Annotated in this window: 18 protein-coding genes, 1 tRNA gene and 1 pseudogene; 5 read left to right on the forward strand and 15 right to left on the reverse strand. The window is 62.7% G+C overall.

Annotated elements, in window-relative coordinates; genetic code table 11:
- Nucleotides 1-20: 20 nt before the first annotated feature.
- The 13 genes and pseudogenes from LB513_RS22900 to LB513_RS22960 all read right to left on the reverse strand — a co-directional run bounded on the left by LB513_RS22900 (nucleotide 21) and on the right by LB513_RS22960 (nucleotide 14734).
- Nucleotides 21-347 carry a DUF736 domain-containing protein gene (locus LB513_RS22900; RefSeq protein ID WP_009450558.1) on the reverse strand — a complete coding sequence of 109 codons (327 nt, stop codon included), beginning with the start codon at nucleotides 345-347 and terminating at the stop codon, nucleotides 21-23.
- A 573-nt stretch (nucleotides 348-920) separates the two neighbouring features.
- Entirely contained in the window at nucleotides 921-1361 is a 441-nt protein-coding gene (locus tag LB513_RS22905; protein ID WP_092957962.1) for a hypothetical protein, read from the reverse strand.
- A 150-nt stretch (nucleotides 1362-1511) separates the two neighbouring features.
- Nucleotides 1512-2438, reverse strand: coding sequence for a DUF2493 domain-containing protein (locus tag LB513_RS22910; protein ID WP_092957959.1), 927 nt, complete (start codon nucleotides 2436-2438; stop codon nucleotides 1512-1514).
- Nucleotides 2439-2728: 290 nt separating this feature from the next.
- On the reverse strand, nucleotides 2729-3784 hold the full coding sequence (locus LB513_RS22915; protein ID WP_092957956.1) for a toprim domain-containing protein: 1056 nt from the start codon (nucleotides 3782-3784) through the stop codon (nucleotides 2729-2731).
- Nucleotides 3784-8106, reverse strand: a complete 4323-nt coding sequence (locus LB513_RS22920) for a strawberry notch family protein (protein ID WP_092957953.1) — start codon at nucleotides 8104-8106, stop codon at nucleotides 3784-3786. Before LB513_RS22920 ends, LB513_RS22915 begins: the two co-directional genes overlap by 1 nt.
- Nucleotides 8107-8264: 158 nt before the next feature.
- Nucleotides 8265-8909 (reverse strand): antitoxin of toxin-antitoxin stability system, encoded by a 645-nt coding sequence (locus LB513_RS22925; protein WP_092957950.1) that lies wholly within the window; start codon nucleotides 8907-8909, stop codon nucleotides 8265-8267.
- A complete protein-coding gene (locus tag LB513_RS22930) occupies nucleotides 8902-9318 on the reverse strand; it encodes a hypothetical protein (RefSeq protein WP_092957947.1) in 417 nt (138 codons plus the stop codon). Before LB513_RS22930 ends, LB513_RS22925 begins: the two co-directional genes overlap by 8 nt.
- A 65-nt stretch (nucleotides 9319-9383) precedes the next feature.
- A pseudogene (locus LB513_RS22935) lies at nucleotides 9384-9931 on the reverse strand (hypothetical protein).
- A 200-nt stretch (nucleotides 9932-10131) separates the two neighbouring features.
- Complete coding sequence (locus LB513_RS22940; RefSeq protein WP_009450567.1) at nucleotides 10132-10296, reverse strand: hypothetical protein; 165 nt, start codon at nucleotides 10294-10296, stop codon at nucleotides 10132-10134.
- A gap of 417 nt (nucleotides 10297-10713) precedes the next feature.
- Entirely contained in the window at nucleotides 10714-11019 is a 306-nt protein-coding gene (locus tag LB513_RS22945) for a hypothetical protein (protein WP_092957941.1), read from the reverse strand.
- A 97-nt stretch (nucleotides 11020-11116) separates the two neighbouring features.
- Nucleotides 11117-13255 carry a ParB/RepB/Spo0J family partition protein gene (locus tag LB513_RS22950; RefSeq protein ID WP_092957938.1) on the reverse strand — a complete coding sequence of 713 codons (2139 nt, stop codon included), beginning with the start codon at nucleotides 13253-13255 and terminating at the stop codon, nucleotides 11117-11119.
- 124 nt (nucleotides 13256-13379) lie between these two features.
- Nucleotides 13380-13775: a DUF2958 domain-containing protein gene (locus LB513_RS22955; protein WP_092957935.1), complete on the reverse strand. Its 396-nt coding sequence runs from the start codon at nucleotides 13773-13775 to the stop codon at nucleotides 13380-13382.
- Nucleotides 13772-14734 (reverse strand): ArdC family protein, encoded by a 963-nt coding sequence (locus tag LB513_RS22960; protein WP_092957932.1) that lies wholly within the window; start codon nucleotides 14732-14734, stop codon nucleotides 13772-13774. Before LB513_RS22960 ends, LB513_RS22955 begins: the two co-directional genes overlap by 4 nt.
- A 221-nt stretch (nucleotides 14735-14955) precedes the next feature.
- Here LB513_RS22960 and LB513_RS22965 point away from each other — a divergent pair, with 221 nt between their 5' ends.
- The 5 genes from LB513_RS22965 to LB513_RS22985 are packed head-to-tail and all read left to right on the forward strand — an operon-like array spanning nucleotide 14956 to nucleotide 20811.
- Nucleotides 14956-15549, forward strand: a complete 594-nt coding sequence (locus LB513_RS22965; protein ID WP_092957929.1) for a DUF6088 family protein — start codon at nucleotides 14956-14958, stop codon at nucleotides 15547-15549.
- Complete coding sequence (locus LB513_RS22970; RefSeq protein WP_092957926.1) at nucleotides 15542-16558, forward strand: nucleotidyl transferase AbiEii/AbiGii toxin family protein; 1017 nt, start codon at nucleotides 15542-15544, stop codon at nucleotides 16556-16558. The genes LB513_RS22965 and LB513_RS22970 overlap by 8 nt, the downstream gene beginning before the upstream one ends.
- A 23-nt stretch (nucleotides 16559-16581) precedes the next feature.
- Entirely contained in the window at nucleotides 16582-17904 is a 1323-nt protein-coding gene (locus LB513_RS22975; RefSeq protein ID WP_092957923.1) for an SIR2 family protein, read from the forward strand.
- Nucleotides 17901-19931: an ATP-binding protein gene (locus LB513_RS22980; RefSeq protein ID WP_092957920.1), complete on the forward strand. Its 2031-nt coding sequence runs from the start codon at nucleotides 17901-17903 to the stop codon at nucleotides 19929-19931. The genes LB513_RS22975 and LB513_RS22980 overlap by 4 nt, the downstream gene beginning before the upstream one ends.
- Entirely contained in the window at nucleotides 19918-20811 is an 894-nt protein-coding gene (locus tag LB513_RS22985; protein ID WP_092957917.1) for a 3'-5' exonuclease, read from the forward strand. The genes LB513_RS22980 and LB513_RS22985 overlap by 14 nt, the downstream gene beginning before the upstream one ends.
- Nucleotides 20812-21105: 294 nt before the next feature.
- On the opposite strand, the gene LB513_RS22990 is transcribed toward LB513_RS22985, so the two are convergent.
- A tRNA-Arg gene (locus tag LB513_RS22990) sits at nucleotides 21106-21182 on the reverse strand.
- 286 nt (nucleotides 21183-21468) lie between these two features.
- Nucleotides 21469-22392: a DUF1003 domain-containing protein gene (locus tag LB513_RS22995; RefSeq protein WP_224665772.1), complete on the reverse strand. Its 924-nt coding sequence runs from the start codon at nucleotides 22390-22392 to the stop codon at nucleotides 21469-21471.
- Between the last annotated feature and the right edge of the window lie 94 nt (nucleotides 22393-22486).

Below are 22486 nucleotides of genomic sequence, written 5' to 3' on the forward strand. Positions count from 1 at the left end.
CGGGGCCTTTGTGCCGCACCTTAGTCGCCGCGGCGACCGTTGGGGCGGGACCAGATGAGGGAGAAGGTTTCGCCGTCTTCTTCGTCGAAAAGGTTGGCGTAGATCGGAGCGTTGAAGCTCGGATCGTCCAGCTTGAGGCCCAGATAGTCGCGGCCCTCGTTGGAGCGCTTGGACCAGGCGGCGCCGATTTCAGCGCGGCCAACCAGAACCCGGTGGCTGGGAGCGTTTTCGCCGGTGGCGCGCAGGTCGGGGATGATGCGCACGCCCTTGGCCTGGACGCTGAGGGTGACGATTTCGCCGGTGAATTCGTTCGAGCCGGTCTTCTTGAAGGTGCCGATGGTCGCCATTGTAAGTCTCCGTTTTTTCGTTTCCGAGCCCGCACCATTGCGGCCTCGATGGCGATCGACAGGCCGGAGGCGAACGCTGGCGCACCCCAAAGGGGCTGGACAGCACAGGAGAAACTTTCTTGTTCCGCGCGGAATGGCGGCTTTGCCGGCAGGGGAAGAAAGTTGTGACGACGCTGTTGCGCTAAAGCGGTCGAAGCGCATCGCGCTGTTCTTCGGCCAGATCAGGCCATTGAAGAGGCCGTTTGGAGCGGTCGAGACACGGAGAGTGAACGGAGGCGTGGCGACCTTGAGGCATCCATCGGGATGACCAGACCGGCCACACCGGCATGTCTGTTACCTCGCGTGTCAGGCCGTGCGCATCCTTCTTTCCGGCCCCTCCCACCGGCCTTGCCCCAACCGGGTTCCAGTTCATCGCGCGAATGTCGGCGCGAACCGCCCAGCGCCCCAGTGGCGGGCCGCGCCTGTGCCTCATACGCCGATCCGGGACTACCCGCTATTTCCCGCCATCCTACTGACGAAATTGACAGGTGACCCGCACCCGCTTCCGGTCCTGCCTCCACGGATCATTGCGGTTCAGGTGCGCACAAGGTTTCCGGCCGCAGGGCCGGTCGCCGCCATGCCCGCGACGCGCAGGAAAGCCGTCACGCCCACCGCGACCGCACCGATGACCGAGAAGATGAGCTGCCAGGTCTCAGACGGCATCATGTGTTTGACGATCCCGAGTGTCGCGTAAAACCCGGCCATGCCTGCGGGTGCCACAAAGGCCAGTGCGATCAGCAGCCGCACCCAGATCGGGCGGACCAGCATGAACAGTCCTTGAGCGACTGCCAGTGTCAGGCCCGCGGCGATAAGACCGACGAGGAGGCTGCCGAGCCAGCCAGCGCCTGTGCCATAGGCCCAGATGCCAGTATTCAGGCCGATAAAAAATGGCAGGGCGAATACTGCGAGATTGAACAGCAGCCAGCACATGGTGCCGATGGCTGCAATGGACACAAGGATCCCGAGAATGATCATGGTGGTGTCTCCGTGCAAGGAATTGGACGGTCGCGCCTTCCACCACCACCATGGCGCAAGACGAAATATAGCATGAACATGCCCGCCTGCACGAGCCGGAATGATCGATGATTTAGATTCTCCGGCTCGTGACGATGGGAAAGGCAGCGCTCACGCGCTGCCGGTTCCGAAGCGATAGACCGGAATGCCCAGCTTGCGGGCCTTGTCGGCCAGGTTGTCCTGAATGCCGGTGCCGGGGAAGATGATGGCCCCGATCGGCATGGTGGAGAGCATCTGATCGTTGCGCTTGAACGGCGCCGCCTTGGCATGTTTCGCCCAGTCGGGCTTGAAGGCGACCTGTGCGACCTTGCGGTTATTGGCCCAGGTCGCCGCAATGCGTTCCGCGCCCTTGGGCGATCCGCCGTGCAGGAGCACCATGTCCGGGTGCTTGGCATGGACCTGATCGAGCTTGGCCCAGATCGTCCGGTGATCGGTGGTGTCACCGCCCGAGAAGGCGATCTTCGGTCCGGCGGGCAGCAATACCTCGTTGTCTGCCCGGCGTTTTGCGGCGATGAAGTCGCGGCTGTCGATCATGGCCGAGGTCATCTGGCGATGGTTGACCCGTGAGCCGGAGCGTTGCGACCAGGGCGTGCCGGTGGTGCGCAGATAGATGTCGGCGGCGGCATCGCGGAAGGTTTCCATGCTGTCGCGGCGCTCGATCAGGCTTTGGCCCGCGCCGATCAGGGTTTCGAGCTGGACGGATTTGACCTCGCTGCCGTCCTGTTCGCGCTGAAGGCGCTTCTGTGCCTGCTCGTTATCGTCGAGTTTGGTCTCGATCCGCTCGACAGCGCGGTGGAAGGTGTTGACGGTGGACCAGAGGATCTCGTCGAGGTCGAAATCGAGGCTGGTATCGGCCATGGTGGAAATCAGGGCGTCGAAGATGTCGGAGACTGCGCCCTGGATGACGTGATCTTCGGGTGTGATCCGGGGATCGGCCTCGTCTTCGGAAGGGCGGTAGCCGTAGAGTTCAAGTTCTTCGATGGCATGGCCGGTCGGGGACGTGCTGTGATCGGGTTCGAAATCGTCGTGCGCGTACATGGGATGCTTCCGTCAGTTGGACCGCGACCGTCGCGGCCTTCATGGCGACGAAAGCCCACGGGCGGTCCGGTCTGGCAGCGCGAGCCTCTGGCGAGGGCCTTGATGGCAAAGCCCGGCTGATTTGTTTCGCGCTGTAAAGGCGGCTCCGCCGCCGACGGAAATCAGTCGGGCGCCGCCATTGCTTGACCGGAGCGTTTGTGGGCCGATCGCCCTCTCAGAAGGCCAAGGCGCGGTCCTCTGCTGATGACAGGATGCGGCCTATGCGCATGACAGGGATTGGAACGGCCCGATCACGGACCCGTACCGGCTATTGCACTTGAAGCCATGAAGCGGCTGACGTCCTCGGGAGCGATTTGCACCCGGACCTCTGCCCGAACGGCATCCAGCCCGTAAGTTGCGAGATCTTCGTTGAAGTCCCCCATCATGGGCGAGAGCGTGATGGCGTCGATCCCGACCTCGTGCGCCCGGTCCACCAGGCTATCGCGTGCGCTGTCACCAGCCGGATCGTTGTCGCGGACGATATAGAGCCTGCGCAGTTGCGGCGGGAACAGGATGGCCGCGAGGTGTCCGGCCGAGAGCGCGGAAACCATCGGCATGGTGGGCAGAGCCTGACGCAGCGACAGGATGGTTTCGATACCTTCCCCTGCTGCCATGACATCCTGTGCATCACCGAAACGAACTGCATGTCCGAGCAGGTCGCCCATTGCCTTCCTCGGCGGATCGACGGGTGCTTTGCCGGAACCATCCGGGGCCAGCCATGTGCGGTGTGCGCCGGTAATCCTGCCATTGAGGTCGGTGACGGCGGCGATCATTGCGGGCCAGGCTTGCGTCGGGCCATCGTCCTCAGGCCGCCAGTAACAGTTGGGGTGGAAGCGCAGATTTGCGGTCTGGCGTAAATCCGTAGTGCCGCGTCCGCGTAAATACGCTTCTGCGGTACTGCCGATCAGCGGCTGCGTCATGCGCCAGAGGCGGCGTGCGGCCTCGGATGATCCCGATGGTGCTGGCGTTTGGGACTGACGGGATGGGGGCTGCGGTTCAGGATGCGGCAGGCTAAGGAAGCGCCGGGCTTCTTCGGCAACGTCTGCGAAGTCGATCAGACCGAGCGAGTCCCGGATCACGTCCAGCAGATCGCCATATTCCCCCGTGGCCGAGTCCTGCCATTTACCAGCAATGCCTTTTACGCTGTCATGCAGCCGGACGAACATGGACCGGCCAGCCGTGTTTCGGACATCGCCAACCTGCCAGTAATTGCCCTGTTTGCGCCCATTCGACAGATAGTGGCGGCACACCGCCTCGGCCTGTCGGCCGAGACGCTGCGCCAGTTCGGAAGCGTTGAGACGCGCCATTATGCGGCCTCCCGCTCACCGATGCGCAGGGCCGGGAAGCGGTCAAGCAGTTTGCCGATGATCGCCGGTCCTGTCGCATCGACAGGCACGAAGAAGCGCAGTTTCCACGAGATGATCTCGCTGAAGAGGCCATAGGCCCGCAGCCGGTCGCGCATCGCGTCAGTAAAGCCGGTCAGTTCGATCCGGTTGGCGCCCATGACCCGGACGCGGCGCAGTTGCAGACCTTCGGCCAGATCAAGGATCGTGCGACCTTCGATCAGCGCGGCATAGGCGGCATCCGGTGTCAGGCTGCTGGTGACGCCACTGGTCGAGGCATTGGCAGCCCAGGCCGGTGATACCCGGCGACCGATGATGCGTTCGCCCTCGTCGGTCTGGAGCCGATAGATGCGGGAGGAGTCCTGCGGCAGGCGCTTCCAGATTGGCAGAAGCAACCCTGTCACCATATGCAGGATGCTATCGGTGAACTCAGGCACCTCGGCCAATTCTGCCTTCCAGGCTGCGCTGAAGGCGGCACGGTCGGCCTCGATCCAGTGGGTTTCGCCCATCGCCCGCACCGGAATGTTCATCGCCTCCATCGGCCGGATCAGCCGGACGCGCCGTTCGATCTCGCCATCATCCAGCATGACGCTGGTAGTCGGGATCTGCACGGCGGCACGACCGGATCGCTCGTTGATGAGCAATCTTGCGCGGGGATCATCCAGTTCCGCCAGGGCTGCATCGAGCGTGACCGGCTGATTGCGCCTGCGCTCGGTGAGCGTCAGGAGCCGGGTTTCCGCCCCTGTGCCCGGATGGGTGTGGATCATCTGCCGGTCCGTGACGATGAAGCTTTCGGCCTTCAGCGTTTCCAGCCCCATATCATAGGTGCCGGATGCCATCGCCCCGTCGATCCGCGCCTGCAGAAGCTGCTCGAAGGCCGAGAACAGGATGCCCTGCAATTCGATGGTCAGCGCCAGCAGGCGGTTGAGGAAGGTGGTGATTGGCGGCAGTTCATCCTTGATGCCGGTCGAATCCATCAGCTTCAGGCCGGTGGCCGATTCAAACCGTTCGAGCGAGCAGCCCTCGACCTTGCCGCGCACGATCAGCAGATAGAGCTGACGCAAGGCATCGCGAGCATAGGCGGATTCCAGATTATCCTCGGGACGGAACAGCCCCTGGCCGCCGGTCTGGCGCTGGCCGCGGGTGATCGCGCCCAGCGTGTCGAGGCGGCGCGCGATGGTCGAAAGAAAGCGCTTCTCGGCCTTCACATCCGTAGCGATGGGGCGGAACAGCGGCGGCTGCGCCTGATTGGTCCGGTTGGTGCGGCCAAGTCCCTGAATGGCGGCATCGGCCTTCCAGCCCGGTTCCAGCAGGTAATGCACGCGCAGCCGCTGGTTTTTCGCCGAGAGTTCGGCGTGATAGCTGCGTCCCGTGCCACCGGCATCCGAGAAGACCAGAATGCGCTTCTGGTCATCCATGAAGGCCGACGTCTCGGCGAGGTTGGCAGAAGGCGCACGGTTCTCGACCGCAAGGCGTGCCGATGCACCTTCGCCCTTGCGCACGATCCGGCGCGAACGGCCTGTGACCTCCGCCACCATATCCGTGCCGAAACGCTGCACGATCTGGTCGAGCGCTCCGGGGACAGGCGGAAGCGATCCCAACTGCTCCAGCATCTCGTCACGCCGCGCCACGGCTTCGCGGCATTCCACCGGCTGACCATCGCGGAAGACGGGGCGTGACGACAGGTTGCCCTCGCTATCGCTGAACGGTTCATAGAGCTGCACCGGAAAGGAATGTTGCAAATAGGAGCCTACATACTCCCTCGGAGTGACATCGACGGAAATATCGTTCCATTCCTCGGTCGGGATTTCGGAAAGCCGCCGTTCCATCAGGGCTTCGCCGGTCGAGACGATCTGGATGACGGCGGCATGGCCCGCTTCAAGATCGGCCTCGATGGACCGGATCAGGGTCGGGGTTTTCATGGAAGTCAGCAGATGGCCGAAGAAGCGCTGCTTGGTGCTCTCGAACGCCGAGCGTGCGGCGGATTTGGCCTGCCGGTTCAGCGTTCCCTCGCTGCCGGTGATGTTGGCGGCTTCCATCGCCGCGTCCAGATTCCCATGAATGACCGCGAAGGCGGCAGCATATGAATCGTAGATGTGCCGCTGTTCGTCCGTGAGCTGATGCTCGATCAGTTCATATTCGACGCCATCATAGGAGAGTGAGCGCGCGGTATAGAGGCCGAGGGATCGCAGGTCGCGGGCCAGCACCTCCATGGCCGCAACGCCACCGGCTTCGATCGCCTCGACGAACTCGGCGCGGGTCTGGAACGGAAAATCCTCACCGCCCCAGAGGCCGAGGCGCTGCGCATAGGCAAGATTGTGAACTGTGGTGGCGCCGGTCGCCGAGACGTAAACCACGCGGGCATCGGGCAGCGCGTGCTGGAGCCGCAGGCCCGCACGTCCCTGCTGAGAAGCGGCGACATCGCCGCGTTCGCCTTTTCCGCCACCGGCATTCTGCATGGAATGGCTCTCGTCGAATATGATGGCTCCATCGAAATCGGACCCCAACCATTCGACGATCTGCTTGACGCGCGAAACCTTCTCGCCCCGGTCGTCGGAGCGTAGCGTGGCATAGGTGGTGAAAAGGATGCCTTCCGACAGCGTGATCTTTGCGCCTTGAGGGAAGCGCGACAGCGGTGTCACAAGCAGCCGTTCCATGCCGAGCGCCGACCAGTCGCGCTGCGCATCCTCGATCAGTTTGTCGGATTTGGAGATCCAGATCGCCTTGCGCCGACCGCGCAGCCAGTTGTCGAGAATGATGGCGGCGGACTGGCGGCCCTTGCCAGCGCCGGTTCCGTCACCGAGCATGAAGCCCCGCCGAAAGCGGATCGATCCCGCAGCATCTTCGGGCGCGGCGCTCACATTGTCGAAATGCTCGTCCACGGTCCATGCGCCGGCGAGATGATCGGCATGGGCTTCACCGGCATAGATCACCGTTTCAAGCTGGGCGTCCGACAGACACGCGCAGATGTCTGCGGGCAGCATGGGCCGGTAGGAGGGCTTCGGCGGTGCGACCGAAGCCATGGCGGCAGATTGCACCAGCTTGGTCGGATGCGGCTGCGCGCCAGCAATGCGCAGCGATTGCAGCGCATATTCCTCATAAATGGCGTCGGACAGGCGAGCGCCGTCCGGTGGCGTCCAGTCCACGGTCTCATAGGCAAGTTCGACGCCCTCGGGATCTTTGGCGGGAGCAGCGGCAGGCCGCGCAGTTATCGCCCGGGCCAGATAGCCCCGCACGGTTTTCGGCGCGGTGGTCGAAGCGGACACCACGATCTTCGGCAATGAGACTGGCGAACGCTGCGGGGCATGTGCCTCGATCCATCCGATCAGCGTGGCAACATCAGGCGCGATCCCTGGTGAGGCCGGGAAACTGGCCGGTTCGTCGGCGGGCAGCTTGTCGATCACGGTCAACCGCGTGTCGATTGTGGTGCCGTGCTTTGCATAGACCGCGCCATCGACGGCGGCGGTGAACACCACGCGGCCACGGGCCTGCAAGCGGATGAAAGCGTCCCGCCAAGCCGGAGCTTCGGGGCCAAAGCCAGCGCCGGTGATCGTCACAAGGCGGCCGCCCGGAGCAAGACGGGCCAGTGCCGAAGCAACATGGCGGTAGGCCGCATCAGCGACGCGCCCGCTGACATTGGCCATGACCGAAAATGGCGGATTCATCAGCACAACGGACGGGACGGCATCCGGACCCAGATGATCGTCGATCTGGGCGGCGTCGAAACGGGTGACGGCAAAGGCCGGAAAGAGCGAGGCGAGACAGTCGGCGCGGGTCTCGGCGAGTTCGTTGAGGATCAGCGAACCGCCGATAGTCTGCGCCAGGATCGCCAGAAGCCCGGTCCCCGCCGATGGCTCCAGCACGCGGTCATGGGGCGTGATCGCGGCAGCCGTCAGAGCGGCAAGGCCGAGCGGGATCGGCGTCGAAAACTGCTGGAAGTTCTGGCTTTCTTCGGAACGCCGGGTCTGCGTCGGCAACAGCGCCGTGATCTTTGCCAGCACGGAAATCCGTGCAGCCGGAGACGCGGCTTTACGGAAAAGCGCCTTTCCGTATTTGCGTAAGAAAAGAACGGTAGCGACCTCGCACGCCTCATAGGCCAGCTTCCAGTCCCACGCGCCACTGGCATCGGATGCGTCAAAGGCCGTTTCCATCGCACCGCGCAATGTGACGGCATCGACGCGCTGGCCGCGTTCGAGATGGGGGAGCAAAAGATTGGCCGCAGCCAGGATCGCAGGCGCAGCCGCCAGCGGCGTGACCGGATCGGCCACGGGGAAAACCATGTTCATGTCGGGAACCTCAGAAGAGCGGGAAGGACAAGCCCGGACAGCGCTCTCTCTCGACCACCCGGACCTGACCCTTTTCGGCCCACCTCTCACTCTCAGAGCGCAGCATAAAAAAAGCGCCCCGACCGGACGGCGGGGCGCTTGGCAGTGTCATCCCGGGATTATCCGAAGCGGCGACCGGCTTCGGTAAAGGTGTATTCATTAGCGGCGATGGTTTCATCGACCATTTCGTCCGAGGACAGATAATCATATTCGCGTTCAAGCTGGCGGTAGAGCCATCGAGCCAGATCGCGCAGCGCCTCGATGATCGTCTCCTCGGCATCGGCGGTCATGTCCCGCCAGGTCGGGCTGTCGCGCTCTACTGAGATCGCCATGCTATATTCGTGATAATAATGGCCGCGATGGCTGGCATCGGCGCGAAGCTGATAGAAGTTTCGGCGCTGGATTGCCTGAAGGGCGTCGGCGATGCGGTGCAGTTCGGTGTCCTGCGGGGCGTATTCCCGGATCAGGCGCGGCGCATGCTTCCGGTAGGAATAGAAGGTCTCGAAGCACGCACCGTCGCCCTGCGAGCAGAAGCCCCGGAACCAGATGCAGGGGTCTTGCCGTGTGCCGCCGCCCATTAAACGGACGGTGCGGGTCTTGAGGCTCAGCCCGAGGATTTCCGCGATGCGCTGGAAATCCTCATAGACGGCATCGTACCAGTCATAGTCGAAGCCGCCCTCACGATACCAGGCGCGAGCCTTGTCCTTCGCCGCGTCGGACAGTTCGTTGAGGCGATAGACGATGGTTTCGATGATCTCACTCATAGGGATCTCTCCCTTCGAGCACCGAGGAAAGCCAGCCATCGGTATAGATCCAGTCCACCGTTTCGCCGGTGGCAAGATCAAGGACATGCGCGCCACCCCCGAAGCCGTCTATGCGCGGCTTCGAGCAGCTGTTTGCGTATTGGAAACCCCATAATCCGCTCAGGCCAAACTCGGCAGCGCAGCGTTTGACGAATTGGACGACATGCTCGGGATCGCCGGTGATGTCATCGCGAATCCAGAGCTGTGTGCCACCATGTTCTGGCTGGATGGAGAGCAGGAAGCCATCCGATGGTGGATCTTCGGCGGCATTGTCATCCGCCAGAGCGTTGTAGAGCTCAAGCGCGCGGGCGGCGTTTTCGGGGGTGCCTACGTCGAGGAGGCAGGAAAAGTGCGTGTAATAGTCGGCCATGACGGTCTCCGGACATGACAGGGCCCGGCGTATGGCCGAGCCGAATGGGATGGAATGGGTGAAGTTCAGGCGGCCTGCGGCACGCGGAGCAGATCGACCGAGGTTTCGCGCCAGAAGGGATCGACCAGCCGGGCTTCCAGTGCAGCGGCGCGGTAACGCAGCCGTCTCGCATCACCAGCGTCCAAGGCTCGGAATGCCATACCGCGCAGGCGGCTGGCCTCGGTCACGATCCTGCGTGCTTCGGCATCGGATGCGACGGGCTGTTGCCAGAGGATAATGTCGGCGCGGATTTCACCGGCGAGGACCAGGCGCTGATCTCGGTCCTGAATGAGCATGATGCGCAGCTGAAAATACGGAAGCTGTCCGGCCCTGTGCAAATATCGCCGCGCGACAGGCGCAAGGCCGCGGCCTGGATGGCCTCTTCCGGTGACGGGCATTCCCCAAGCGGGATCACGCGGTCAAAGCTATTCGCCGCGTCACTGGCGTCATAGCTGGCCACGCCGAGGCACGAGATGCGCAGCGGCAGCTTTTGCGCCCGATAAAGCGCGGGCAGAACATCGACAGCCAGAATCTGACCGATTGAGCGGAAGGTTTCGGAACGGGCAAAGGTCATCGGGATCACTCCATGACGGGCGCCGGTGAGCCTCTCTCTCCAGCCCTCAACCCGTCACGGCCGAAAGGCCCGCACTCTTCCTCTCTGACCGGGGTTTCGTCCCCGGTTCCGCAACCGGCGATGGGCGACCATCGCAAGGCCGAAGGCCCGAAGCGCGGGCTGCCGCGCTCGGGCCGTCGGGGATGAGGCGCTTTCGCGCCTTATTCCCACGGGTCCAACTCCAGCTTCACCATGTCGTCATCGCCGTCGAACTCGGCGGCGGGGCAAGCGGCGTGGGTGCCGTCTCCGGCCTGGAACACGACGATCGAAACCATCAGCGTGGCGGCAAGGCTGGCGGCGAAGGCAGTGGCATCTGCATAGGACATGGGTTCCGGCTCCTGTGTTTGGAGGCGGGGGACCATCCCCCGCGCGACAGGCGCCCGAAGTGTCTGACCGGATCTGCAATCACCCGAGGGCGTTCGGACTTTTTCCGAATCCCCGAGGGCGGCACGCGCGCGTAAGCCGACCCCTTTGGGGTTGAATGTCAAAGAGACGGATCGGACCAAGGTTTGCGAATGGAAGCGGGGGTGGTTTTTCGCATCTGACAGGATGCCGGGTACCCGTCGCAGATGCTCTGCCGCGCCAGCCTTGCCATCATGCTGGCATCAGGATCGTGTTCCCTTCAGGCCAGAGATGGCTGCCGCTTGTCCTGATGGGAATGGCGGATTGCATGGTGAAGCCGGATTGGACCCGTCCGGTGCAGTCCTCCCATCCTCACGGCCCGACACACTGCGATTGGGTCTTCAGCTCCAAAGCCCATCGGCAATTTCGCGGGCTATCATCGCGCGCGCCTTCATTATCAGATCATCGTCCGAGGTATCGATATGACTGAAGAAACGGGCACGAGCACCATGAGCGGTCCACTCGGCGTAGCGGCAATACTCACGGGCATCGAGCCGGAACACCCGCATGTCTTCGGCCCAATGGGGTTTGGGTTCCACGACGACGGTAATGCCGTCGCGGGTTTCTTCCCAGGGCAGTGTACGCTCCATCGGACGGTTTTCCCGATCCTGGGCAAAGATTTCATCGATGTCGATACTGATCGGCATGGCGGCTCTCCAAAGAAAAAGCCCGATCACGAGGACCAGGCGAGTTACGGAAACGGAGCGGTTGGAACGAGGCGACCGAAGCCGCCCCGCATGAGTGCTATTCAGCAGCGACCATATGCTGTTCTTCCTCGTCGTCAGCCGGGTCGTCCTCGCCATCGCCGGAAAGGAAATCGGGCAAATCGTCGGCTTCCGCCGCAGCGCCCGATGCCGGATCGACTTCGATACCGTCATCCACCATGCGCAGCGGCTCGGGCAGCCAGCCGGTTTCGGCCAGCAGGCGTTCGGCCTCCTTCGCCATGTCGCCCTTCTTCAGGTGCCCGATCAGATCGGCGGCCCGGTCTCCGGCCCCTTCGCGCACGGCTTCAAGGATACGCGGCTTGGTCACGCGGCCAAGATAATTGCCAACCGTCGGCCGCCAGCCCACGGCCACCATATCGAGGCCGGTCGAACGGGCCAGCCGGTCAGCCTGCGACAGGCGGATGTCCAGTCCGTGCTGGCTGACGCCCATGCCGCTGTAGGGGTTAGGCTTTTCATAGAGCGCGTTGACACCGAAACTGACGCAATGGGCGAGCAGGTCCATGCGCGAACCATCATCCAGATCAGTCAGCCAATCCCAGAGGGCGGCATCGTCTGCTGGGACATGATCGCCCCAGCGTTCGTGCCGGTCTGCGATCGACTTGGCGGAGGCGCTATCGCGCAGATCCTCGGCCTGAGCGGGCAGATGAACCTCCCGGACCTGGGCTTCGAGGCATCCCTTGCTGGAATGCGGCATGAAGCAATCCATGACCAGCCTGTGCAGCAGTGCCGTCATAGCGACATGCGGGTTTACTGCCACCGCATCCCGCAGCGCCAGCGTCCGATGCGCGGTCAGCTCGCTGACCAGGCGATCGGGCAGCGGCTTGATGGTGTCGGCCTCGTCTTCCTCCTCAGTTTCGACCGTCTGGCCGCCCAGCGTGATAACTGCACCCATGCGGCTTACCTCCGGTTCTGCCCGCTGGATCACCTCGCCGGTTTCCGGGTCAACGATTTCAGCTTCCGGTTCCGCAGGCGTTTCATCCTCGGCGCGAACATAGCCGCGCTCGATCAGCAATGCGCCATCGGCGTCGATGCTGATGAAGACACCCGCCATGCTGATCTGGTCCGGCTCGAAGGTCATCGGACGGCGCTCGAAGGTTTCCAGCGCCTGTTCGATCTCACCGAGGCGGGCGTCGATCTCGTCCGGCAGTTCGTCGGCCTCGCCATATTCCGCTTCAAGCCGCTCATATTCGTCGCGCAATGCCTCGCGGGTGGCGCGTTCATCTTCGGTCAGATCGACCGTCGTGCCGACAATCTGGCGCAGGCCATGGTCGTGACCATAGGGAAAGGTGATGGCGACCTCGATCCATTTCCAGCCCTCGGCGGCGATGGCTTCGGCCTCGGCCTTGAGTTTTTCGCCCACCAACCGGTCGAGCAGCACCGGATCTTGCAGCCAGCCACCATCGTCCTGCTGAAAGAGATCACGCAGCACGCAGCCTCCAGCCTCTTCATAGGCATCGATACCAACGAACACCGCTCGTTTGTCGGCGGCGCGGACCGTGGTTTCGGTCAGCAGGCGGCGGATGTGGTAGGGTTCTTTCTGCCAGCCATCCTTGATCGCTTCCCAGACCTGCTCCTGACGGGCATGGTCAGAACTGACGCTGAAGGCCATGAGCTGTTCCAGCGTCATGCCGTCCTCAGCATAGACGTCGAGCAAGGCCGGTGAGACGGAAACCAGACGCAGGCGCTGTTTCACCACCTTGGCATCCACGAAGAAGGCGGCGGCGATGGCTTCCTCGGTCATGCCCTTTTCGCGCATGGCCTGGAAGGCGCGGAACTGGTCGAGCGGATGCAGCGGTGCGCGCTCGATATTCTCGGCGAGCGAAACCTCATCGATCAGCACATCGGCGCTGGCCTCCGACACGACGCAGGGGACCGGCGCGATTTTGGCGAGGCGCTTTTGCTTGACCAGCAGCTCCAGCGCCCGGAAACGGCGACCGCCGGCGGGCACCTCGAACATGCCGGTTTCCTTGCCCTCAGCATCCACGACCGGGCGGACATGCAGGGACTGGATCAGGCCGCGACGGGCGATGGACTCGGCCAGTTCCTCGACCGAGATCCCGGCCTTGACGCGCCGGACGTTGGACTGGCTCAGCACCAGCTTGTTGAAGGGAATGTCGCGCGAGGACGACAGGGTGATCTTCTGAACGGCAGTGGCCATGTCAGTGACTCCATGACGGACGCCGGTGAGCCTCTCTCTCCGGCTATCAGCCCGTCACGAAGCGAAGCGCCGCCCTCTTCCTCTGAAGAGAGCGACGCCAGCCGCAGAACCTGAAACCCGGAAATCAGGCACTTTGGTTTTCCGTATCGGCGGATGTAGGGGAAAGGCCCGCGCCGACGCGGTAGAGCAGACGCTCGGCGGCGCGGATGCTGCCGGTCTGATGGGCGGCCTCGGCCCAGACCGAGATCGGGAAATCGCCGGTGAACAGCAGATCGCGCTCGATGCCCATGCCGAAGGGCAGCCGGACTGACTGCATCTCGCCAAGGCTCCACGAACCCAGTTCGGGATGGCCGAGATCCGCCAGGCCGAACATGATGTCGCCATCCTCATCCAGCTCGGTAGCAAGCCAGACGCCTTCACCGAGGGGATTGAAGAACTTAACGACCGGGATGTGATCTTGATCGCGCTGGCGACCATTGGCCAGCAGGCGGTCGTGCTGTGCGCCTGTCAGGAGGATCATGCCGCAGCCCTCCGGTCGGTTACGCTGGCATCCGGCTCCACGGTGTCTTCGGCAAGCAGATGCGACAGCAGCCAGTCCGCCGCCTTGCTGGCCTGCGAGGCCGCGCGGACAATCGCGCGGGAATCCTCGCGCATGACCTCCAGCCACGACCCGATGTAATCGGCATGGCGGACGGTCGGCATGATCCCGAGCGCGGCGCAACTGAAGGCCGCGGTCTGTTCGGCAATCATTTCCTCGAAGGCGTATTTCTTCGAACCGAACGAGCCGGTCAGATCGCGGTTGAGGCGGCTGTGATGGCCGCTGGCGTGACCCAGCTCGTGCAGGGCTGTGCGGTGCCAGTTGATAGGCTCGAAATAGGCTTGCGGAGGCGGCACCTGCACATAGTCGAGCGACGGCATGTAGAAGGCGCGATTGCCGCCAATGCGGAAGTCGATGCCGGTGGCCCGGATCAGCGCCTCGACCCGAGGTTCGATAAGGCCCGGCGGCGGTGGCGGCGCGACTGCCGTGATCTCATCGGGTAGGCCATCGCATTGCGCGGCGTTAAAGACCGTGAACCGCTTCAGGAACGGAATGGCATGCGCATCCTCACCCGTCTCGCGGGCACGGCGCTTCTCGTCCTCGGGGGTGAAACGGTCGGCATAAACGACAGTCGTGCCACGCTCGCCCTTCCTGACATTGCCGCCAAGCGAAAGCGCCTGGCGGAACGTCAGCCACGCCTGAGCGGGGAAACCATGCTGGATGACAGCGCCCCAGAGGATGAGAATATTGATGCCGGAATAGGACCGGCCGGTTGAAGCATTTCTCGGCAGGCCCAGCGGGGCGGTATCAGGCGACGCACCCCAAGGCTGGACCCATGGCAACCGCCCTTGCTCCAGCTCGGCGATGATCTTGTTGGTGATGTCGTCGTAAAGGTTGCTGCGCGCGCCACCTTCCGCGAGGTTACGACCCTGTCTGGCCATCGGGATGATCTCCGCGACGGGCGCCGGAAGCCTCTCCTCCAGCCCTTAACCCGTCACGGAAAATCCGTCCGTACTCTCACTCTGAAGGGGGCGTTGCGGGGATCTCCCCGCAGAAGGGGTAGGCAGAGACCAAGGCTCGGCCGCAGGGGAAGGCGTTCCCCTATCCGGACTTCCTTGAAAACTGTCAGAAACTCGCGTATGTTTCCAACAGGAGAACGGCGATGACACGGCTGACCGAACAGATTCTGGCCCATGCGACGGGACTGCCCGAAGGCGTCCCTGTGTCCGCCAAGGGCCTGCTCCACCTCGGAAACCGTGCGGCCGTGGATCAGGCATTGTCGCGCCTGTCGGAGCGGGGGCAGCTCATCCGCGCCGGTCGTGGCGTCTATCTGCGTCCCATCGCCAGCCGGTTCGGCACGCGCGCACCGTCGGTCGAGCAGGCTGTCGAGGCTCTTGCGACCCAAAAGGGGGAGATCATCGTCTCGAACGGCGCCGCAGCAGCGAACGCGCTTGGCTTGACGACGCAGGTGCCCGTCCGCTCGGTCTATCTGACCTCCGGGCGCAGCCGAAAGATGCACCTCGGCAAGCAGGTCGTCGAATTGCGGCACGCGCCGCGCTGGCAACTGGCCCTGGCCAACCGCCCCGCAGGGGAGGCCGTGCGGGCGCTGGCTTGGCTCGGCCCCGAAAGGGCGGAGGCCGCGCTCACGACATTGAAACGGAAGATGCCGCCCGGCGTGTTCGGCGAACTGGTCGCCGCCGCGCCGCAGTTTCCGACATGGCTCGCACAGAGCGTCGGAAAGGCGGCCTATGGCTGACGTCTTTCTTCAGCTTTCGGCCGGGGATCGGCGTGATGCACTGGGCGTCGCTGCCGACCGTTCGGGTCGCCCCACCCATCTTCTCGAAAAGGATGTGTGGGTGGTGTGGGCGCTGGCGACCCTCTACGCGGCACCGCTCGGCGAGCATCTGGTGTTCAAGGGCGGCACGTCGCTGTCGAAAGCCTATCACGTCATTCGCCGGTTTTCGGAGGACGTGGATCTGACCTACGACATTCGGGCGATTGCGCCCGATCTGGTTGGGGACAATGGCGAGGGTCTGCCGAAGACACGAAGCGAGGAAAAGCGCTGGTCCAGCGAGGTCCGTCGGCGGTTACCGGCATGGGTCGCGGAAACCGTGCAGCCTGTGATCGAGACCGCACTGGCCGTCGAAGGTCTGGCGGCGGCCGTCCGCGTCGAGGATGAGAAGCTCTTCATCGACTATGAGGCGACCGCAGCCGGGTCCGGCTATGTGGCTCCAAGCGTCATGCTGGAGTTCGGCGCGCGCTCGACGGGCGAACCCGCGAGCTTGCGCGACGTCGTCTGCGACGCGGCCGGCCTGATCGAGGGGCTGCTCTTCCCGACGGCGCGGCCGCGCGTCATGCACGCGGAGCGGACGTTCTGGGAGAAGGCGACCGCCATCCACGTCTTCTGCCTCCAGGAGCGGCTGCGCGGCGACCGCTTCGCGCGACATTGGCACGATGTTGTCCGACTGGACGAAGCCGGCTTCGCGGAAGCCGCTTTTGCCGATCGCGACCTGGCCAACGCTGTCGCTCGGCACAAGTCGATGTTCTTCGCAGAGAAGGCCGCCGACCGCACGCCGATCGACTATGCAGCGGCTGTCAGCGGCGGCTTGCAACTCGTGCCGGTCGGCGATGGCGCGAAGGCGTTGGAGGATGACTATGCCCGCATGGTTGAGGATGGACTGCTCTTCGACGACGAGGAGCCGTTCGAAGCGCTCATGGCGCAGTGCGCTGATATAGCCGCGCGCGCGAACAGAGCAGCCAAGTAAGAAACTGGGAGGACCGGGGGTATATGAGCGAAGTCGAAGAAGAGCGAAAATTCCAGTTTCTGCGGGACGGCGATGCCGAGCCATCTGAACTGGACTGGAACAAGGGGATCGAGAGCGCCCGCAAGGCGATTTCCGAGGCCATGAACGCCAAGAATATCGCGTTTTTGCTCGGCGCTGGCTGTTCCTCCCTGATGAAAGACAAGAAGGAACTTGGCATTGCGACCATGGCGCCCCTGGCCAAGGAGTTTTGCGGGGAAACCCTTGAGGCGCGCGCGGCGGGATTCTACGCCGATCCGCCGGTAGCCGGCGCTGCCCCAGCGCCATGGCGGCTGACCAAGCGCGAACTCGACTATCTCGATACGCTCGGGATCGATCTGGCGAAGGATTACAACCGTAACCTGGAACGCTTGATGGAGGTGCTGTTCGCGCAGCGGTTCGTGCTGCGCCAAAGCGAAAATCCCGATCTTCGCCCCTATCGCGCTGTTCTCGACGGCATCATCAAGAAGGTTCAGGATTTCCTGTGGACTCGTGTTACCCAAGGGGCCTTCGCCACGGAGAGCGACACCACCGTGCGCGACCTCTACGAGCGGTTTTACAAGAAACTGGTCTTGCGAGATCGGTCCTTGCCCCGGCCGTGGGTGTTCACGACCAACTACGATCATTTCAGCGAATTGGCGATGGATCGCCTGGGCATTCCCTATGCCAACGGCTTTTCCGGTGTAGTTGAACGTCGCTTCAACCCGGCGACCTTCCGCTATGCCTTGGCCGAGCAGCTCGACGTCGCCAGCCGCAAGTGGACCGCTGTCGACGCCTTCGTCTATCTCTGCAAATTGCATGGTTCAGTGACTTGGACCGAGGACGATCATGGCCTGTTCCCGATCAAGGAGGTCTGGCCGCCGCAGTCCACGAACCAGATGCTGATCTATCCGACGCCGGCGAAGCAGAACTCTTCGCTCGGCTCGCCTTACGCGGACCTGTTCCGGGAATTTCAGTCCCGGATCGTGCGCGAGCAGAGCGTTCTTATCACGGCGGGCTACGCCTTCGGCGACGAGCACCTGAACAACATCATCTATCAGGCTCTGACGATCCCGACCTTCCGCTTGGTGATCTTTGCGGCGCCCGACACGGAGGGAGAGATCGCCAAGCTGCGGGCGCTGCGCGATCCGCGCATTTGGATCATTGGAGGCAATGGCCCTGCCGAGGGGACGAGGGCGCACTACTTCGACATGATCGTCGAGCATTTCATGCCCCAGCGCCCCAGCGACAGGATTGATGATGCCGTCCGCAAGGTGTTGTCGGAGCTGGCGCCGAAAAGGGACGACGAGACGAAGGATGGCGAGGCATGAGCCACGACGATCGCAAGCGGGCGATCGGCAAGGTGGTCTCGGTCGCTGCCGACCGCTTTGTCGTCGAGATGCACGTCGGCACCGACAACTTCACGGTCGTCGGCTTCGACGACGTGCATTATGTGGCGCGACTGGGATCATTCCTGATGATTCCGTCGCAGTCGGAATATGTCGTGGTCGAGGTTGTCGGCCTGCGTGAGCGCGACGCGAGCACGCCTTCCGAGCGGGGCGATTTCGACCGGGCCGGCTCCTCGAAGTATCTGGACGTGGTGCCCGTCGGCATGTTGCCGATGCGCGGCGGCGCGTTTCGCTTCGGTGTGTCGGTTTTCCCGTCTCTGTATGCGGACGCACTCTATGCGCTGGATGGCGAGCTCGATCGCATCTTTGAGACCGAGGCCACCGTCGAGCCGTCAGTCGGCCCGGATGGCGGCGCCTGCCAACCCGAAGGGGCCACGCGCTATCGGGTTCTGCCGATCGGCAAGTCGGTGGTGTTCGAGGACTACGACGTCAAAGTTCGTCTGAACGAGTTCTTCGGCGGTCATGTCGCCGTCCTAGGCAATACCGGCAGCGGTAAATCCTGCACGGTCGCCTCGGTCTTGCAGTCCCTTTTCAGCAAGCCGGACGAACATCACGCTCGCGGAGCGACGTTTATCGTCTTCGACGTGAATGGCGAGTATCACGAGGCGCTTTCTCCTTTGGCAAAAGACGGCGGCATCGGCGTCCATCGCGTAATCCTTGATGGGACGACTGCTGGCTTTCGGATGCCGCATTGGTTCCTGGAAATGGCAGAGTGGGAACTGCTTTTGCAGGCGAGCGAGCGAACGCAACTGCCGGTCCTTCGGACGGCGTTAGGTCTGACAAGTCTCTTTCATGCCAACACGCCAGACGCTCTGGCTCTGCGCGAGCACTTTGTCGCCACTTGCATCATCGAGTGCTTTCGAGGTGCGGATGGCGACTCCCCAGTGTCGAAGTTTCAGCGCGTCGTCTCCCTTCTTCAGAAATATCCGACGAACGACCTGAATATGGCGTTGTTGAACCGCTTCAGTCCGAATTTTCAGTACGGAAATTTTTCTGGGAACAATCAATCGGCGTTTCTGAACGAAGTAAGGAAAAAGCTCAGGGAGGATGCGCCCTTACCAGCCTACAATCGGACCCCATTTTCTTTTGATGAGCTGCACGAGTGTCTCGACTTCGCGATCCTCTATGAGGAGGCCCACGGCAACCGCCAAATCCGAGATTACTGCTCGTCCATGGTTACGCGGCTCAGATCTCTCCAGGAGAGGACCGAATATGCCTTTCTACGTCACGAAGGAACTGACGTTGGCGCCGCTGTAAGCGATCTGGAATTCTTGACCAACATCGTCGGTCTGGAAAGGGCTGCTGGCGAAGCGTTCACCAAACGCAATCAGGTCATCATTATCGACCTGAATTCCGTCGAAGATGAGATCGTTGAGTTGGTCAGTGCGGTCGTCGCGCGCATGCTTTTTCGGTTCCTTCGCCGTGCGGAACCAAGAAACCGCTTCCCGATACACCTGCTCCTCGAAGAGGCTCACAGGTATGTCGCCTCTACGCCCTCCCGGTTTTCCATCGACGCAACCAAGATATTCGAGCGCATCGCCAAGGAAGGGCGCAAGTACGGCATGTTCGTGCTCTTGGCATCGCAACGCCCGAGTGAACTGTCCAAGACGGTTCTCAGCCAGTGCTCCAATTTTCTGGTTCACCGCATCCAGAACCCCGACGATCTTTCTCAGATTCGGCAGATGACGCCGTTCATCTCGGATTCGGTCTTGAAGCGGTTGCCGTCATTGCCTCGGCAGCACGCGCTGGTGTTCGGAACATCGGTCAATCTCCCGACGACATTCAAGGTGCGGGAGGCATCACCGCGGCCGCGCAGCGACGATACCGCCGTGGTCGATTTGTGGTTCCACGAAGAAGGTCGAGCCGCCGACATTCGACTCGCTCCGGCCGATACCGCTGGAGGGGAGCCGATGGCAGTAAACGAAGCGTCAGACGATGACATCTTCTGACCATCTGGAGGCCCTGGCGCAGACGCTGGAGGCCACGGGAGACTACCGGGTCGTCCGGCGTCTCAAACCGCGCCCTCGCATCGTTCCTCCGCCAGGCACGCCGCTGCGCCTTGGCCTGGTGGTCGATGTGGAGACCACGGGGCTCGACTATCAGCGCGACGAGATCATCGAACTCGCCATGACACCATTCAACTACGGCTTGGATGGCACCATTTTCAGCGCGGGTGACAGCTTCCAAGGGCTGCGTCAGCCGAGCAAGCCTATCGCCCCGGAAATCACCGCGATCACCGGCATCACCAACGAGATGGTGGCCGGCCAGATTATTGATCCCGCAGCGGTAGCCACATTCGCAGCGCCGGCTTCGCTCGTCATCGCGCACAACGCGGCGTTCGACCGCCGCTTCCTCGAACGATTCAGCGACGTGTTCTTGACGAAGCCGTGGGCATGCTCGCTCAGCCAGATCGATTGGGCAGCAGAGGGGTTCGAGGGCACGAAACTCGCCTATCTCGCTCAGGCCGCCGGCTTCTTCTACGACCGCCACCGCGCGATGCACGACTGTCTTGCTACGGTCGAGTTGCTGGCGATGTGGCTGCCCCGATCTGGCGCTACAGGTCTCAGCCGTCTCCTGGACGGCGCTCGTGCCGTTTCTTGGCGAATCTGGGCGGAGAACGCGCCCTTTGACCTCAAGGATGTCCTTAAAGCGCGGGGGTACCGCTGGAACGGCGATCCCGGCCCGCAGCCGCGCGCCTGGTATATTGACGTTCCCGAGGCTCAGTGCGAGGCCGAACTACGGTTCTTGAGAACGGAGATCTATCGGTATGAGGTCGATCCCCCGGTTCGGCGGATCGATGCTTATGATCGGTTTTCAGATCGCATCTGAGCGTCACAAAAGGCCGAGACTTTTGCAGATTATGATCAGCTGACCACTCTTTTGGTCACAGCTTTGCGGTCGACGAAAATCACGCCGCGAAGAATCCTCTTTTCCAGTCCTCAGCCGGCCGCCTTTAACCCTCAAGAGCGGATACGGTCTTACCTCAGATCGCAGCAACGCAGAATCAGAGTCAAGATATTGTTATAGAAAGAAAAATCAGCGCCGCCGCTTACGTGAATGCGCCGCGTAAGCAACATCTCTTAAAAGAGGGAACTGATAATACTTTGATTTTTATGGGGAAAATGGCGCACCCGAGAGGATTCGAACCTCTGGCCTCCGCCTTCGGAGGGCGGCGCTCTATCCAGCTGAGCTACGGGTGCATACCGTTCGCGAGATGCTTACGTCATGCTTACGCGAGTTTTTTGGCTTCTTGAAGAGCAAACCCGATATTCGCTCAAGCCATTGTTAAATCAGTACCTTTTCCCAACACCTTCAGCCTTCTCTGGACTTGACTACCGCCTTCGGAGGGCAGCGCTCTATCCAGCTGAGCTACGGGTGCTTCCCGGTGACCGGAAAACCGACCGGCCGGCGAACCGGCAGGTCACGGCTTCTTAGCGGAAGCAGGCGCGGGCTTCAACGGGCAATTGGCGATTGGCTGCGCGAGGGTCATTCCCCCGTTTCGCTCTTCACCGCCCGCCTGCGTCTCGGCGCGCGCTTCGGTTTACGGGCGTCGGTCAGTTCGTGCATGGCGTCGAGCTGCATCTGCTGCATTTCGGCCAGGCGCGTCCATTGGCGCGAGATGAGGTAGTCGAGCTTTTCGTGCAGATGGCGCACTTCGAGTTCGGCCTTGAGGTTGACGCGGTAGTCGTTGAAGGAGCGCAGGCGGTCTTTCGATTCCTGCCGCCTCTGGCTCATCATGATGATCGGCGCCTGCACGGCGGCGATGCAGGAGAGCAGCAGATTGAGCAGGATGAAAGGATAGGGATCGAAGGCAGCGCCCATGCCGGCGATCAAATTGATGCCGATCCACACCAGCAACACGCTGGCGAAGGAGATCAGGAACCACCAGCTGCCGCCGAAGGCCGCCATGTTGTCGGAGACGCGATCGGCGAAGGTGCGGTGCTCCTCGAACTCTTCCTCCGAGTTTTCGGAAATCGTGTCCTGCCTGGCGATTGATTCCACCACTTGGCGGTCGAGCTCGGAGAATTCGCCGTGCTCCTGCTGCAGCAGTTCCTCCATGTAGCGCATGCGGTAGCGGCCGAGCTCTGCTCGGGTGATGCGGGCGCCAGGCGGCAGGTCCGGATGGTCGGCGCGGATGCGGTCGGCGAGGCTCGGACGCAGCGTGTCGATGCGCACGAGATCGCGCTTGCGGTATTTGCGGCCTGAGATCGCCGACGGCTTCTTCTTCGGCTTGCCGCGTGAGGCGCCCGGGGCCGATGGCTCCGAATCCGGCACGTCGGGGGTTTCGAGATGCTCGTCCGACGCAGGGTCGGGCTCGGCCTCGCCCGTGGTCGGCGCCTCGAAATATTCGCCGCCGCTGTCGTTCTGGTGGTCCTCGGCCTGCTCGGGCGCCTTGGGGATGGTGCTCATTGTGGTGGCTCCTTCTGTCGGGGCTTCCGGTTCGAGAATACGCCGCGGAGGCGAGGCCTAGCCACTGCCGGATTTCGCAGCCTATGCCATGTCT

It is taken from the genome of Mesorhizobium sp. ES1-1 (genome assembly GCF_020164785.1).
Taxonomy (GTDB): Bacteria; Pseudomonadota; Alphaproteobacteria; order Rhizobiales; family Rhizobiaceae; genus Mesorhizobium.